Origin of the sequence: Caulobacter sp. D5 (assembly GCF_003185805.1) — a bacterium.
GTDB lineage: Bacteria > Pseudomonadota > Alphaproteobacteria > Caulobacterales > Caulobacteraceae > Caulobacter.
Genome location: NZ_QHJY01000299.1, coordinates 1 through 14,005, shown reverse-complemented (window position 1 = coordinate 14,005; position 14,005 = coordinate 1). Strand labels below are relative to the sequence as shown.

At 69.7% G+C, this 14,005-nt stretch carries 12 protein-coding genes; 8 read left to right on the top strand and 4 right to left on the bottom strand.

Going from position 1 to position 14,005, the window contains the following annotated elements:
* The coding region (locus DMC18_RS18480) for a DUF2141 domain-containing protein (RefSeq protein ID WP_146218130.1) at positions 1-185 on the top strand (185 nt) is incomplete at its 5' end.
* Positions 186-351: 166 nt separating this feature from the next.
* On the opposite strand, the gene DMC18_RS18475 is transcribed toward DMC18_RS18480, so the two are convergent.
* Positions 352-1,269, bottom strand: a complete 918-nt coding sequence (locus tag DMC18_RS18475; RefSeq protein ID WP_110119712.1) for a hydroxymethylglutaryl-CoA lyase — start codon at positions 1,267-1,269, stop codon at positions 352-354.
* Positions 1,270-1,445: 176 nt separating this feature from the next.
* On the opposite strand from DMC18_RS18475, the gene DMC18_RS18470 reads away from it, so the two are divergent.
* From DMC18_RS18470 to DMC18_RS18450, 5 genes are all read left to right on the top strand, one after another.
* Positions 1,446-3,926 carry a TonB-dependent receptor gene (locus tag DMC18_RS18470; protein ID WP_110133189.1) on the top strand — a complete coding sequence of 827 codons (2,481 nt, stop codon included), beginning with the start codon at positions 1,446-1,448 and terminating at the stop codon, positions 3,924-3,926.
* 129 nt (positions 3,927-4,055) lie between these two features.
* Entirely contained in the window at positions 4,056-6,113 is a 2,058-nt protein-coding gene (locus tag DMC18_RS18465; RefSeq protein ID WP_110119710.1) for a hydantoinase/oxoprolinase family protein, read from the top strand.
* Between the two features lie 3 nt (positions 6,114-6,116).
* The gene (locus tag DMC18_RS18460) at positions 6,117-8,000 is read left to right on the top strand and encodes a hydantoinase B/oxoprolinase family protein (RefSeq protein ID WP_110133188.1); all 1,884 of its coding nucleotides are present in this window, start codon (positions 6,117-6,119) and stop codon (positions 7,998-8,000) included.
* Positions 8,001-8,012: 12 nt separating this feature from the next.
* On the top strand, positions 8,013-9,206 hold the full coding sequence (locus DMC18_RS18455) for a CaiB/BaiF CoA-transferase family protein (protein ID WP_110119708.1): 1,194 nt from the start codon (positions 8,013-8,015) through the stop codon (positions 9,204-9,206).
* 188 nt (positions 9,207-9,394) lie between these two features.
* The gene (locus tag DMC18_RS18450; protein ID WP_110119707.1) at positions 9,395-10,033 is read left to right on the top strand and encodes an isochorismatase family protein; all 639 of its coding nucleotides are present in this window, start codon (positions 9,395-9,397) and stop codon (positions 10,031-10,033) included.
* A 154-nt stretch (positions 10,034-10,187) separates the two neighbouring features.
* Here DMC18_RS18450 and DMC18_RS18445 read toward each other — a convergent pair whose 3' ends face one another.
* The 3 genes from DMC18_RS18445 to DMC18_RS18435 form a co-directional block, all read right to left on the bottom strand.
* A complete protein-coding gene (locus DMC18_RS18445; RefSeq protein WP_110119706.1) occupies positions 10,188-10,667 on the bottom strand; it encodes an SEL1-like repeat protein in 480 nt (159 codons plus the stop codon).
* A 38-nt stretch (positions 10,668-10,705) separates the two neighbouring features.
* Positions 10,706-11,194 carry a hypothetical protein gene (locus DMC18_RS18440; protein ID WP_110119705.1) on the bottom strand — a complete coding sequence of 163 codons (489 nt, stop codon included), beginning with the start codon at positions 11,192-11,194 and terminating at the stop codon, positions 10,706-10,708.
* A gap of 72 nt (positions 11,195-11,266) precedes the next feature.
* Positions 11,267-11,881 carry a TetR/AcrR family transcriptional regulator gene (locus tag DMC18_RS18435; RefSeq protein WP_110119704.1) on the bottom strand — a complete coding sequence of 205 codons (615 nt, stop codon included), beginning with the start codon at positions 11,879-11,881 and terminating at the stop codon, positions 11,267-11,269.
* Between the two features lie 136 nt (positions 11,882-12,017).
* Between DMC18_RS18435 and DMC18_RS18430 the strand changes: the two genes are divergently transcribed.
* Together DMC18_RS18430 and DMC18_RS18425 are read left to right on the top strand one after the other, a co-directional pair.
* Positions 12,018-13,448: an efflux transporter outer membrane subunit gene (locus tag DMC18_RS18430; RefSeq protein WP_110119703.1), complete on the top strand. Its 1,431-nt coding sequence runs from the start codon at positions 12,018-12,020 to the stop codon at positions 13,446-13,448.
* A 23-nt stretch (positions 13,449-13,471) separates the two neighbouring features.
* Positions 13,472-14,005 (top strand): HlyD family secretion protein (locus DMC18_RS18425; RefSeq protein WP_146218129.1); only part of this gene is annotated, 534 nt, incomplete at its 3' end.

The following is a 14,005-nucleotide window of genomic DNA, read 5'->3' as shown; positions in this document are numbered from 1 at the left end:
CGTTCCTGGCCTTCCACGACGAGGACGGCGACGGGGTGATGAAGAAGACCGCCCTGGGCCTGCCCGCCGACGGCGTCGGCCTGTCACGCGACCCCAAGGCGAGGTTCGGTCCGCCGAAGTTCGAGGACTCGGCGGTGGATGTCGGCGCTGGCGGGGCCAGCGTGGCGGTGAGCCTCAAATACTGAGACCCCTCTCCCCCTGCGGGAGAGGGTGGCCTCCGAAGGAGGTCGGGTGAGGGGTCGCACAGACCTCAGACGTCGCGAGAGCTGATCAGCTTTCGCGGCGTTTGCTTTTGAGAGACCCCTCATCCGACGGCCTTCGCCGCCACCTTCTCTCGCAAGGGGAGAAGGATCAGGGCTGAGGAAATCCGCCCGCCTTCGACACCATGCCCGGCAGGCTCGGCGCGCCCAGCACGCCCTTGAGCCAGCCGGCCGTCTCGATCAGCGCCGGCAGGTCGAGCCCGGTCGCCACGCCCATGCGCGCGAACATGTAGGCCAGGTCCTCGGTCGGGACGTTGCCGGTGGCGGCCGGGGCGAAGGGGCAGCCGCCGATGCCGCCGATCGAGGCGTCGAGGCTGGCCACGCCCGCGCGCCAGGCGGCGAAGGCGTTGGCCAGGCCCGTGTTGCGGGTGTTGTGGAAGTGCGCGCGCAGCACCGCCCCCGGCGCGACGGCGCGGACGGCGCCGAAGCGGGTCTCGACCGCCAGCGGGTCGCCCACGCCGATGGTGTCGGCCAGGGTGATCTCGGTGACGCCGAAGCTCGCCAGTTCGGCGGCGATCCGCGCCACCTGCTCGACCGCCACCTCGCCCTCGAACGGACAGCCGAAGGCCGCCGCGATGGTCACGCCCAGCTTCAGCCCCGCCTGGCGCGCGACCTCGGGGGCCTCGGAAATCTGGCTCAGGGTCTCGAAGACCGGGACGCCCTGGTTGCGAGCGTTGAAGGTCTCGCTGGCCACCACGACGAAATTGACCTCGTCGACATCGGCGGCGATGGCGCGGTCCAGGCCCCGGCGGTTCAGCACGAGACCGATCAGCGACACGCCGCGCGCGCGCAGGTCCTGCTGGCCGCGCAGCCGGGCCATCACCTCGTCGGCGTCGGCCATCTGCGGCACGGCGCGCGGATTGACGAAGCTGACCGCCTCGACCCGGCGGGCGCCGGCCTCGACGGCCTTGAGCACCAGGGCGGCCTTGTCGGTCGCCGAGACCATCGTCTTCTCGTTCTGCAGCCCGTCGCGGGGCGACACTTCGACGATCTCGATGCGGGTGGTCATGGCGCGTGTTCCTCGACGCCCGCGACGCGGGCAGGCATGGCGCGCGAGCATGCGCGGCGGCGCCTCCGAAACCAGCGCCCCGCCCCCGGCGCCCGACAGGCGGGGAGCCCGCGCGGCCACGCAGCGAACATCGGTATGCGGCGCAAGCTCCCCCGATCAACGAGGGGAGCTGATCAATGAAAACTGCTGGAACACTCGCCGCCTGCGCCGGCGTATCGCTGCTGGCCCTGGCCTGGGCCGGCGCGGCGTCCGCCCAGGACACCGCCGTCGAAGAGGTGGTGGTCACCGCCCGCCAGCGGGCCGAGAACCTGCGCGACGTGCCCGCCGCCGTCACCGCCCTGGGCCAGTCGACGCTGGAAGCCGCCGGCGTCGCCCGCGCCGCCGACTTCGTGGCCCTGACCCCGGGCGTCAGCCTGGTGCAGGCCGCCGAACAGGGCGACGCCCAGGTCAACATCCGCGGCGTCAACGGCGCCCGCGACGCCCAGGCCTCGTTCGCCTTCGTCGTCGACGGCGTGCAGATGGCCAACCCGGCCGCCTTCAACCGCGAATTCTCCGACCTGCGCCAGATCGAGGTGGTGAAGGGCCCGCAAGGCGCGGTCTACGGCCGCAACGCCGCCGCCGGGGCGATCATCGTCTCCACCGTCGAGCCGGGCGACGAGTTCGAAGGCTCGGCCAAGCTCAGCGCCGGCAACCGCAAGAGCTACGCCGGCGACCTGCGGGTGGCCGGCCCCCTCACCGACAAGCTGGCCGGCAGCCTGTCGGCCGACTGGCGGCGCACCGACGGCTTCTACGACAGCCAGTTCAGCGACGGCGCCGTCGACCGCTATCGCGGCTACAATCTCAACGGCCGCCTCGTGGCGCGGCTGGACGAGAAGACCAAGCTCGACCTCAAGGCCCGCTACGGCCGGCTGACGGCCGGCTCGATCGCCTACAACGCCGTCTTCGCCCTGCCCTCGTTCGCCTCGGTGCTGAGCACGCCGTCCTACTACGAGGACGTCAACGACCACGACTTCGCCTTCCAGAACAACGTGCAGCACACCAACCGGCAGGAGGCCTTCGAGGCGTCGGCCAAGCTGGAGCGCGACCTCGGCTTCGCCACCCTGACGGCCTGGACGCTCTATTCCGACATCGACAACGACCTGGTCGCCGACGGCGCCTCGGCCTCGTTCGGCTTCTTCAACGCCAGCGCCAGTTGCGCGGCCTCGATCGCGGCGCTGAACGCCAAGGGCGTCACCCTGCCCTCGCCGCAGTATCTTGGAACCACGGCGGCCGGCTCGTTCTTCGGGCCCTACACGCCGACCACCTGCGACGGCTACCAATATCAGAAGCGCGACCAGAGCGACCTGTCGGGCGAGCTGCGCCTGACCTCGCGCTCCGACCAGGCCCTGCGCTGGATGGTCGGCGCCTACGCCCTGCGCATCGACCGCGAGGTGGGCGTCGCCACCGGCCTGGACGGCGGCGGCGAGATCCCACGGTCGCTCTACGTACCCTCGTCCTCGGCCTATTCGACCGAGCAGCTCTATTGGGACGACTTCAAGAGCGACGTGGCGGCCGTGTTCGGCCATCTGGCCTACGACTTCGCGCCCAGCCTCGAAGGCTCGCTAGCGCTGCGGTACGACCGCGAGGAACGCAAGGTCCACAACCTGGTGCCGACCGCCGCGCGCACCAAGTACATCGACTTCGACGGCCCGGCCTATACCGGCGGCGCGGCCCTCAACCCCGGCCTCGACACCACGATCAATCCGGGCGGCATCAAGGACCAGAAGAAGACCTACGACCAGCTTCAGCCCAAGATCGCCCTGCGCTGGAAGGCCAGCGAAGACTGGACCCTCTACGGCGACTGGGGCGTGGGCTTCAAGTCGGGCGGCTTCAACAGCCAGGGCAGCGCCGCGACGGTGAACCTGTTCATCAACCCGGTGCGCACGGCGGCCGGCTACAAGCCGGTGACCATCCGCGACGACTTCGACAAGGAAGTCTCCAAGAGCTTCGAGATCGGGGCCAAGGGCCGGATGTTCGACGGTCGCCTGACCGTGGACGCCGCCGCCTACCAGACCGACGTCGACGACATGCAGTTCTTCGAGTTCTTCGTCGGCCCGTTCGGCCTGCTGCGCGTGGTGTCGAACATCGACGAGGTGCGGATCAAGGGCGCCGAGCTGGGCCTGCGCTACAAGGCCAGCCCGAACCTGATCCTGGAGGCCTCGGGCGCCTATACCGACAGCGAGATCCGCAAGAACTCGGTGCGGCCCGACACGGTGGGCAACGAGTCGCCCTACACGCCGCGCTACACCTGGAACCTGGCGGCCGACTACACCCATCCGCTGCCGCAGAACCTGTCTCTGCACCTGCGGGCCGACGTGCGGGGCACGGGACCGACCTGGTTCCACGTCGTGCAGGACCAGGACAACCCCACCGTCTTCGAGCTGAGCTATGGCGCCCTGGGCCGGGCCAACTACGCCAAGTCCCGCCGCGACGCCTACACCACCCTGGACCTGCGGGCCGGGATCGAGGCCGACGCCTGGAGCCTGACGGCCTTCGGCAAGAACGTGCTGGATGAGGACTACGCCGCCGAGGTGATCCCGGCGCCGGAGTTCGGCGGCAGCTTCGTCTCGCCCGCAGCCGGCGCGACCTGGGGCGTGGAGCTCGCCGTGAAGTTCTGATGGCGCCCGCACAGCGGTGAAACCCCTCCCCCGATCCGGCGCGCGCCGCCCGATCGGGGGAATGTCGCCCGAATAGGCGTCGCGCCGCCGCCCTGGGGGGATGTTGGCGCGCCAGCAAAGAGGCTGACGATGGCTTACCGATTGGGCGTGGACGTAGGCGGGACCTTCACCGACCTGCTGTTGCTGAACGAGGCGACGGGAGACTTCTGGCGGCACAAGACGCCGTCTACCCCGCATGACAGCTCGGTCGGCGTGATGACCGGCGTCAACGCGGTCTGCGAGAAGGCCGGGGTCAAGCCGTCGGACGTCGACGTCTTCCTGCACGGCACCACCGTGGCCACCAACGCCGTGCTCGAGGGCAAGGGCGCCCGCGTCGGCCTGGTGACCACCGAGGGCTACCACCAGGTGATGCAGATCGCCCGCTCGCTGGTGCCCGGCGGCCTGGCCGCCTGGATCATCTGGCCCAAGCCCGAGCCGCTGGCCAAGCTGGAAGACACGGTAGAGATCAAGGGTCGCATCGACGCGGCCGGCAAGGAGATCCGCCCCCTTGATGAGGCCGACGCCCGCGCCCAGCTGACCAAGCTGAAGGAACAGGGCGTCGAGGCGGTGACCATCGCCCTGATGAACGCCTACCTGAACGGTTCGCACGAGCGTCGCGTGGCCGAACTGGCCGCCGAGATCCTGCCGGGCGTGCTGGTCTCGCTGTCGCACGAGGTCCTGCCGGAGATGCAGGAATACGAGCGCACCCTGACCACCGTCGCCAACGCCTCCGTGCGCCCCGTGGTCTCCAAGTACGTCAAGAACCTGCGCGACAAGCTGCGCGGCCTGGACATGCAGGGCCGCATCGCCCTGCTGCGCTCGGACGGCGGGCTGATGTCGTCGGAAAAGTCCGAAGAGCACCCGGTGTCCTTGCTGATGTCGGGTCCCGCCGGCGGCGTCACCGGCGCCCTGTGGGTGGCTCGTAACTCGGGCCTGAAAAACATTCTCACGCTGGACGTCGGCGGCACCTCGACCGACGTCGCCTTGATCGAGAACGGCGAGCCGCGCCGCGTGCGCACCACCGACGTCGGCCACCTCACCGTCCGCGCCTCGTCGCTGGACGTGAAGACGGTCGGCGCCGGCGGCGGCTCGATCGCCAAGGTGCCGGAACTGACCCGCGCCCTGCGTGTCGGCCCGGAATCGGCCGGCGCCGCGCCGGGTCCCGCCGCCTACGGCAAGGGCGGCACGGCCCCCACCGTCACCGACGCCAACGTCGTGCTCGGCTACCTGCCTGAAGACCTGCTGGGCGGCGCCTTCAAGCTCGACCGCGAGGCGGCCAAGACGGCGGTGCAGACCATCGCTGATGCGCTCGGCGTGGACCTCTACGAAGCCGCCCGCGGCATCATCGACATCGTCAACGAGAACATGTTCGGCGCGCTGCGCATGATCTCGGTGCAGCAGGGCTACGACCCGCGCGACTTCGCCCTGATGGGCTTCGGCGGCGCCGGCCCCCTGCACGTCAACGCCGTGGCCAAGCTGATGGGCTCGTGGCCGGCCGTGTCGCCGGTCTCGCCGGGCGTGCTCTGCGCCCTGGGCGACGCCACGACGCGGATGCGCACCGAAACCGCCCGCTCCTACTCCAAGCGCCTGTCGGCCGCGACCGAGGCCGAGGTGCTGAGCCTGTTCGGCGAGATGGACGGCCAGATCCGCGACACCCTCAAGGCCGACGGCGTCGCCGACGCCGAGATCGAGACCCGCTTCGAGATCGACGTCCGCTATCACGGCCAGGCCTTCGAAGTGCCCATGCACGTGACGCTCGACAGCCTGAAGAACGGCGGGCTGCAACGCCTGGCCGCCGCCTTCGACGAAGAGCACCGCCGCCTCTTCACCTTCAACATGGACGCCGAGCACGAGCTGGTGAACCTGCGCGCCGTCGCCATGGGCAAGGTGCAGGAGATCCCCAGCCTCGAGATCGAGAAGGGCGACGGCGATCCGTCGCGCGCCAAGATCCGCGACCACGAGGTCTGGGCCGACGGCGGCATGAAGCCGGCCGCCATCTATGACCGCTCCAAGCTCCGCGCCGGCGACCGCATTCCGGGTCCGGCGATCATCACCGAGATGGATTCGACCACCTTGGTGCTGCCCGACTGCGAAGCCGTCGTCGACGTCTACGGCGTCATCCTGATCAACCCGACCAAGGAGGGCTAACGAATGCCCGCGCGCATCCTGGAAACCAATTCCACGCCCTTCGGCAAGGTCGCCGTCGATCCGGTGACGCTCGACATCATCGAGAACGCCCTGCGCAACGCCCGCGTCGAGATGGACGCCACCCTGTTCCGCACCGCGCTGTCGCCCGGCATCCGCGAGCAGGGCGACGCCTTCCCGCTGATCGCCGACCGCGACGGCCGCATGGTGGTGGGCCAGTTCGGCTCGTTCATCGACGGCTTCCTCAAGGGCTATGACGGCGAGATCGAGGAAGGCGACATCATCCTCGTCAACGACCCCTATTCGGTCGAGGGCGCGATCAGCCACGCGTCCGACCAGCTGTGCATCGCCCCGATCTTCCGCGACGGCCGCCTGGTGGCCTGGTCGGCGATGTTCGGCCACATGACCGACGTCGGCGGCAAGGTGCCCGGCTCGCTGCCCACCGACGCGGCCTCGATCTTCGAGGAAGGCTTCCGCCTGCCGCCGGTGAAGCTCTATCGCAAGGGCGAGCTGCAGAGCGACATCGTCCGCATCGCCGCCCACCAGTCGCGCATGCCCGAATGGTTCAAGGCCGACCTGCACGCCATCGTCGCCTCGTGCCGCGTGGCCGGCCGCCGGGTGGTCGAGATCTGCGAGCGCTTCGGCGACGACGTGTTCGCCAGCGCCCTGGACGAGCTTCTGGCCCGCAACCACCGCGCCATGGCCCACCTGATCTCGACGGCGATCGGCGAAGCGCCGGTGTCGTTCGAGGACTACATCTGCGACGACGGCAAGGGCGCTGGTCCGTTCAAGATCAAGTGCACCATGTGGCGCGAAGGCGGCAAGGTGGTGCTCGATTTCGACGGCACCGATCCGCAGTCGGACAGCTCGATCAACTTCCTGCTGAACGAGAACATGTTCAAGATGTTCTTCGGCATCTACATGATCATGGTCTTCGACCCGCAGATCCTGTTCAACGACGGCTTCTACGACCTCGTCGACGTGCGGATCCCGGAAGGCAGCCTGCTGAAGCCGAAGTTCCCGGCCGCCCTCTCCTGCCGCACCCACGCTCTTGGCCGCATCTTCGACGTGCTGGGCGCGCTGCTGGGCCAGAAGACCCCGGAATTCCTGTGCGCCGCCGGCTTCTCGAGCTCGCCGCACCTGATGTTCTCGGGCTTCGACGGCAAGGGCGAGTGGTTCCAGCTGTTCCAGATCGGCTTCGGCGGCATTCCGGGCCGTCCGTTCGGCGACGGCGCCGACGGCCACTCGCTGTGGCCGGGCTTCACCAACGTTCCGAACGAGTTCCTGGAACGCTACTTCCCGATGGTCATCGAGCGCTATGAGAGCGTGGCCGACAGCGGCGGCGCCGGGCGCTTCCGGGGCGGCAACGGCATCCACATGACCTACAAGTTCACGGAAGCCGGGACGATCGCCATCCACGACGACCGCTGGTTCGTGCCGCCGTGGGGCGTCAACGGCGGCGCGCCGGGCGCCCGCTCGTGGAAGCGTCTGGACAAGGGCAATGGCGAGAGCATCGCCCTGCCCTCCAAGTGCGACGGGATCCAGGTCGACAAGGGCGACCTGCTGCACTTCGTCACCTGGGGCGGCGGCGGCTGGGGCGACCCGCTGGAGCGCGAAGTCGAGCTGGTCGAGCTGGAGGTCGCGCGCGGCCTGGTCAGCGCCGAGGGCGCCCAACGCTACGGCGTGGTGCTGGACGGCGCCGGCAAGGTCGATGCGGCCGCGACCGAGGCCCTGCGGGCCAAGATCCGCGCCGAGCGCGGCCCGCTGGAAGTGTTCGACCGCGGCCCGTCGCTGGACGAGCTGCGCGCCTCGTGCCTGGCCGACACCGGCCTGCCCGCGCCGCGTCCGCCCGTGTGGCGCAATGCGCCGCTGGCCCTGGCGGCGGAGTAGGTCGTAAGCGTCATGACGGTTGAAAACACCGGTCCCCTCAAGGGCCTGCGCGTCGTCGAGATGGGCCAGCTGATCGCTGGTCCATTCTGCGGCCAGCTGCTGGGCGACATGGGCGCGGACGTCATCAAGATCGAGCCGCCCGGCAAGGGCGACCCGATGCGCGACTGGGGCCGCGGCGACTATCCGCTGTGGTGGGAGGTCGTGGCCCGCAACAAGCGTACGGTCTCGGCCAATCTGCGCGTGCCGGAAGGCCAGGCCCTGGCCCGCAAGCTGATCGCCACGGCCGACATTCTCATCGAGAACTTCCGGCCCGGCACGCTGGAGGGCTGGGGCCTGTCGCCCGAAGTCCTGCACGCCGAGAACCCGGGGCTGATCATCGTGCGGGTGTCCGGCTACGGCCAGACCGGTCCCTATGCCGACCGCGCGGGCTTTGGCGGCATCGGCGAGGCCATGGGCGGCTGGCGCCACATCGTCGGCGATCCCGATCGCGCGCCCTCGCGCATGGGCATCTCAATCGGCGACGCCCTGGCGGCCACCTACGGCTGCCTCGGCGCCCTGGCGGCCCTGCGCCACCGCGACGCCACCGGCCAGGGCCAGGTGGTCGACAGCTCGCTCTACGAAGCGGTGCTGCAGGTCATGGAAAGCCTGGTCCCCGACTACAAGGTCATGGGCTACATCCGCGAGCGCTCGGGCTCGGTGCTGCCCGGCATCGCGCCGTCGAACGTCTATCACTGCAAGGACGGCGACTACCTGATCGCCGCCAACCAGGACACGGTGTTCGGCCGTCTGTGCAAGGCCATGGGCCAGCCCGAGCTGGCCCAGCACCCGGACTACGTCAACCACGTCAACCGCGGCCGCAACATGAAGGCGCTGGACGCCCTCATCGAGGCCTGGACCAAGACCCTCACGGTCGACGAGGTCGAGGCCAAGATGATCGAGGCCGGCGTGCCGGCCGGGAAGATCTATCGCGCGCCCGAGATGCTGGCCGACCCGCATTTCGCGGCCCGGGAGTCGATCGTCACGCTCGACCACCCGCGCTGGGGCGAACTGCCGATGCAGAACGTCATGCCCAAGCTCTCCAAGACCCCCGGCGTCGTCCGCGCCATCGCCTCGCAGGCGGTGGGCCAGGACAATGCGGCGGTGTGGAGCGAGCTGGGGGTGAGCGAAAGCGAACTGAAGGCCTTCGCCGAGCAGGGCGTGGTCTAGGACCAGCGAAAACCTCGTCCCCTAGGGCCGTGCCTGCACGGCCCGCCCAAGGGCATGCTTCGACAGGCTCAGGATGAGGTTTTCTACTGCAATCGCCGATGGATCGCGGCGCTAGATATGGTCCTCATCCTGAGCCTGTCGAAGGACGAGGACCACTCACCGCCTTGGCGGGGATGCACGGAGTAGAAATGGCTGAAGACCTGGACGCGGACTACCACAAGGCCGGCTTCGGCGGCCGCCTGGCCTTCGGCAAGAGCCCGGCCCTGCTGATCATCGACGTGGTCGACGCCTATCTGCTGCCGGACTCACCGCTCTATGCCGGCGTCGAGGCGGCCCTGGCCAGCAACGCCCGGCTGCTACAAGCGGCGCGCAAGGCCGGCATCCCGGTGATCCTGACCAACGTCGTCTACCAGGCCGGAGTCGGCGGCCGCGACGGCGGGGTGTTCTATCGCAAGGTCCCGGCCCTGAAGGCCTTCCAGGAAGGCTCGCCGCTGGGCGCCTTTCCCAAGGAGATCACGCCCATCGAGGGCGAGATCGTGCTGTCCAAGCAGTACGCCTCGGCCTTCTTCGGCACGCCCCTGGCCTCGACCCTGCGGGCCATGGGCGTCGACACCGTGATCATGGGCGGGTTCTCGACCAGCGGCTGCGTGCGGGCCAGCGCCCTGGACGCCCTGCAGCACGGCTTCATCCCGTTCGTGGTGCGTGAGGCCTCCGGCGACCGCGACGAGCGGGTGCAGGAAGCCAACCTTTTCGACCTTCAGGCCAAGTACGCCGAGGTGGTGTCCGAAGCCGACGCGCTGGAGCTGATCGCCGGCGCGGCAGGTTAGGCTCGGGTCGGCAGTCTTCGGCCCGCAGCCTCCAGCAAATCCGTAAAACCCCCGCGAAGGCGGGGGCCCAGGCGTTTTATCGTCGAGCGCCGCGGGCTTCAGAAAAAGCCTGGGTCCCCGCTTTCGCGGGGATGCTCGGAAATATCGATCGAGTCTAACGCCAGAGCGCCGCCAGTTCGGCGTAGCTGGCCTGCCCGCCGCAGGCCTCGACCGCCTTGGCCGAGCGGTCGCCCGCGGCCAGGACCTTGGCGCAGGCGCGATTGGCGGCGACCTGGGGTTCCACGATGTCGTAGCGCGGCGCGTTTTCCCGGAACACCTTCTCGCCGGGCAGATCCAGCGTCTCGCGTTCGGTTCGCGGCAAGGTCCCCCGCGAAGCCGTCGCCGCCTTGCGCAGACGCTCGGCTTCGACCGGATCGCGCTCGACGCCCTGGCCGTTCTCGTAAAGCAGGGCCAGCGCCAACTGCACCTTGGCGCTGGGGCCGACGGCGCGGTCGCGCAGTTCCTGGGGCGAGGTGGTGAGCGCCAGCTTCAGCGGCTCCAGTTCGGCGCGCCGATCCTCAGGGGCCGTCGCGCAGGCCGTCATCAGCAGCGCCGTTCCGATCAGAGACGCGATGGATATGACCGTCTTCGACAAGGCTTTCCTCCCCCTTTTTTTTTCTAAATTGACGCGGCTCAGCGCCGCCAGCGGGCCGCCAGTTCGGCGTAGTTCTCCTCGCCCCCGCACGCCCCGACCGCTTCGGGCGAGCGATCGTCCTGGGCCAGGGCCTGAGAGCAGGCGAGGTTGATGGTCGCCTGGAACGCCGCGACGTCGTAGCGCGGCACGAAGATCATCGAGACCCGTCCGGGCTTGCCGTTCAGGCCGGCGATGTAGGTGGTGATCGGCGTCGACCCGCGCGACGCCGTGGCGGCCTTGCGAAGACGATAGGCCTCGATCGGGTCGCGCTCGACGCCGCCCTGACCGTATTCGTAGAGCAGCGACAGGCTCAGCTGGGCCGAGGCGTCGTTGCGATCGGCCCGCGCGCGCAGCTCCTCCGGCGAGGTCGTCAGCGCCGTCTGCAAGGGACCAAGGCTGGCCAGCCGCGCCTGCTGCGAGGAGGCGCAGGCGCCCAGGGCGGCCACGGCGAGGACAAGGACGGCCGTCCGCGCGATCCCGTTCGACAAGGCAAGCCTCCGCACGCCAAAACAACTCTTAGGTGCAAGACTAACTCAGAACGCGCGATGCGCAACCGCGCGTCAGGCCTTGGCCGGCTCCACGCCATAGGCGCGCATGAAGACGTCGACGGCGGCGTCGACCGTCTCGTCGACCAGCGACGGGGGAAGCTCCTTCAGGACGCCTTCCAGCAGGCGATAGAAAGGTCCGGCCTCGCACAGGGCCTGGAAATGCATGGCCGCCCGCCAGGGGTCGACCCGTCGCATCTTGCCCTGGTCCATGAACCACTCGAAGCGGACGGTCATCTTGGCCCAGCCGCGCTTGGGACCGTTCTCGAAGAACAGCTTGCCGAGGTTGGAGCGCGCGCCCTCGGCGATGATCATACGCCGGAAGGCCATGACCTCCTCGCTGGCGATGAACGTCAGGAAGGCGCGGCCGAAGCGGTTCAGGGCCGGACGCAGTTCGTCCTCGGTCTCGAAGGTGGCGAACACCGGATCGATGATCTGGGTCCCCTTCTCCAGCATGGTGGCGACGAAAAGGTCGTCCTTCGAAGCGAAGTAGCTGTAGAGCGTCTGCTTCGAGCCGCCGGCCCGGGCCGACACCTCGGCCATGCTGGCGCCCAGGAATCCACGCTCCAGGAACACCGCCTTGGCGGCTTCCAGGATGCATTTCCGCTTCTCCTCGGTCTTGACGCGCACGCGCTCTCCTCTCCCCCCGATCGACCCGGCTACACGGCCCAGCCGTTTTCTGGACCGACGTGTACACTTTTCGCTTGACGCCGTCACGTCAAGTTATATTTAGACCGTCCTGTACGGTTTGATATCGAGCAATTCGATGGCCCACTTGTCCCTCCCCCTGAAAACTACCCTCGCGGCCCTGCTCGCGACCTCGGCTCTCGCAGGATGCGCCGCGGTTCCGACCCTGCCGCCCGCCCAGGCGATCAAGGCGCCCGACGCTTACGCGTCGCAAGCGAGCCTGACCGCCCCGGCCGCCGACTGGCCGGCCGACCGCTGGTGGGCCGCCTATGGCGACGCCCAGCTCGACGCCCTGATCGAAGAGGCCCTGGCCGGTTCGCCCGACCTGGCCGCCGCCCAGGCCCGCGTCGCCAAGGCCGAGGCCCTCGCCGGCCAGGCCCGTTCGGCCACGCTGCCCAGCCTGGCGGCCAACGCCAACTACGCCTCGGTCAAGCAGAGCTACCACAACGGCTTCCCGGCCGCGTACGTGCCCAAGGGCTACAACGACAGCGGCCGCGCGACGCTGGACTTCGCCTGGGAGCTCGACTTCTTCGGCAAGAACCGCGCGGCTCTCGCCGCCGCCACCTCGCAGGCCAAGGCCGCGCAGGCCGAAGCCGCCGAGACGCGCCTCGTCTTGTCGACCAATGTCGCCGCCGCCTATGCCGACCTCGCCCAGCTGTTCGCCGACCGCGACGCGGCGGCCGACGCGGTGAAGACCCGCGAACAGACCGCGCAACTCACCGCCGACCGCGCCGCCAACGGCCTGGAGAACCAGGGCTCGGCCGAGCAGTCGAAAGCAGCGCTGGCCTCGGCCCGCGCCCAGCTGGCCGCCTCGGACGAAGCCGTCGGCCTGACCCGCAACCGCCTGGCCGCCCTGCTCGGCGCCGGTCCCGACCGGGGCCTGTCGCTGGAGCGTCCGAAGGTCGGCGCCCTGAAAGCCTTCGGCCTGCCGCAGAACCTGTCGGCCGACCTGATCGGCCGCCGCCCGGACGTCGTCGCCGCCCGCCTGCGGGCCGAGGCCGCCGCCCAGAGCGTCAAGAAGGCCAAGGCCGAGTTCTACCCCAATGTCGACCTCTCGGCCTATTTCGGCCAGCAGTCGCTGGGCCTGGACATGTTGACCAACAGCGGCTCGCGCATCGGCTCGTTCGGTCCGGCTATCCGCCTGCCGATCTTCCAGGGCGGCGCCCTGCGGGCCGGCTATCGCGGGGCCGCGGCCGACTACGACGCCGCCGTCGCCAGCTACAACGGCGCCCTGTCGCAGGCCCTGAAGGACGTCGCCGACGCCGCCGTCAGCGCCCGCGCCCTCGACGCCCGCCTGGGTGAAAGCCGCAAGGCCGTCGAAGCTTCGTCGGCCGCCCACGACATCGCCCTGCAGCGCTATCGCGGGGGCCTGGCCACCTACCTCGACGTCCTCACCGCCGAGGACGCCCTGATCGCCAACCAGCGGACCCTCGCCGACCTCGAGACCCGCGCCTTCACCCTCGACGTGGCGCTCGTGCGCGCCCTCGGCGGCGGCTACCGCGCCGCCTGACCCGTTTCCCGGAGCATCCCCCAATGTTCGATTCCGAAGCCTCCGCTGAAGTCCAAGCCGCCGCCTCCAAGAAGGCCGCGACCGCCAAGCGCAAGAAGCTGTTCGCCGGCCTCGCCGCCGTCATCGTCGTCGCCGGCGCCGGCTATGGCGCCTACTACGCCCTGATCGGCTCGCACCACGTCGAGACCGACAACGCCTATGTCGGCGCCGACACCGCCCAGGTGACCCCGCTGGTCGGCGGCCCGGTGCGCAGCGTCGCCGTCCATGAAACCCAGGTCGTCCGCCAAGGCGACGTGCTGGTCACCCTCGACGACAGCGACGCCCGCATCGCTCTGGCCTCGGCCAAGGCCGATCTTTCCCGCGCCGAGCGCCGGGTGCGCGGCTACCTCGCCACCGACCAGAGCCTGGCCGCCCAGATCGCCGCTCGCGACGCCGACCAGGCCCGCGCCGCCGCCAGCCTGACCTCGGCCCAGGCCGACCTCGAGCGCGCCCGCGTCGACCTGGACCGCCGCAAGGCCCTGGCCGCCACCGGCGCCGTCTCGGGCGACGAGCTGACC

Excerpts from the sequence above, each read along its gene's own strand:
- DMC18_RS18475 (WP_110119712.1), bottom strand. The coding sequence starts at position 1,269 with ATGACCACCCGCATCGAGATCGTCGAAGTGTCGCCCCGCGACGGGCTG.
- DMC18_RS18470 (WP_110133189.1), top strand. The coding sequence starts at position 1,446 with ATGAAAACTGCTGGAACACTCGCCGCCTGCGCCGGCGTATCGCTGCTG.
- DMC18_RS18465 (WP_110119710.1), top strand. The coding sequence starts at position 4,056 with ATGGCTTACCGATTGGGCGTGGACGTAGGCGGGACCTTCACCGACCTG.
- DMC18_RS18460 (WP_110133188.1), top strand. The coding sequence starts at position 6,117 with ATGCCCGCGCGCATCCTGGAAACCAATTCCACGCCCTTCGGCAAGGTC.
- DMC18_RS18455 (WP_110119708.1), top strand. The coding sequence starts at position 8,013 with ATGACGGTTGAAAACACCGGTCCCCTCAAGGGCCTGCGCGTCGTCGAG.
- DMC18_RS18450 (WP_110119707.1), top strand. The coding sequence starts at position 9,395 with ATGGCTGAAGACCTGGACGCGGACTACCACAAGGCCGGCTTCGGCGGC.
- DMC18_RS18430 (WP_110119703.1), top strand. The coding sequence starts at position 12,018 with ATGGCCCACTTGTCCCTCCCCCTGAAAACTACCCTCGCGGCCCTGCTC.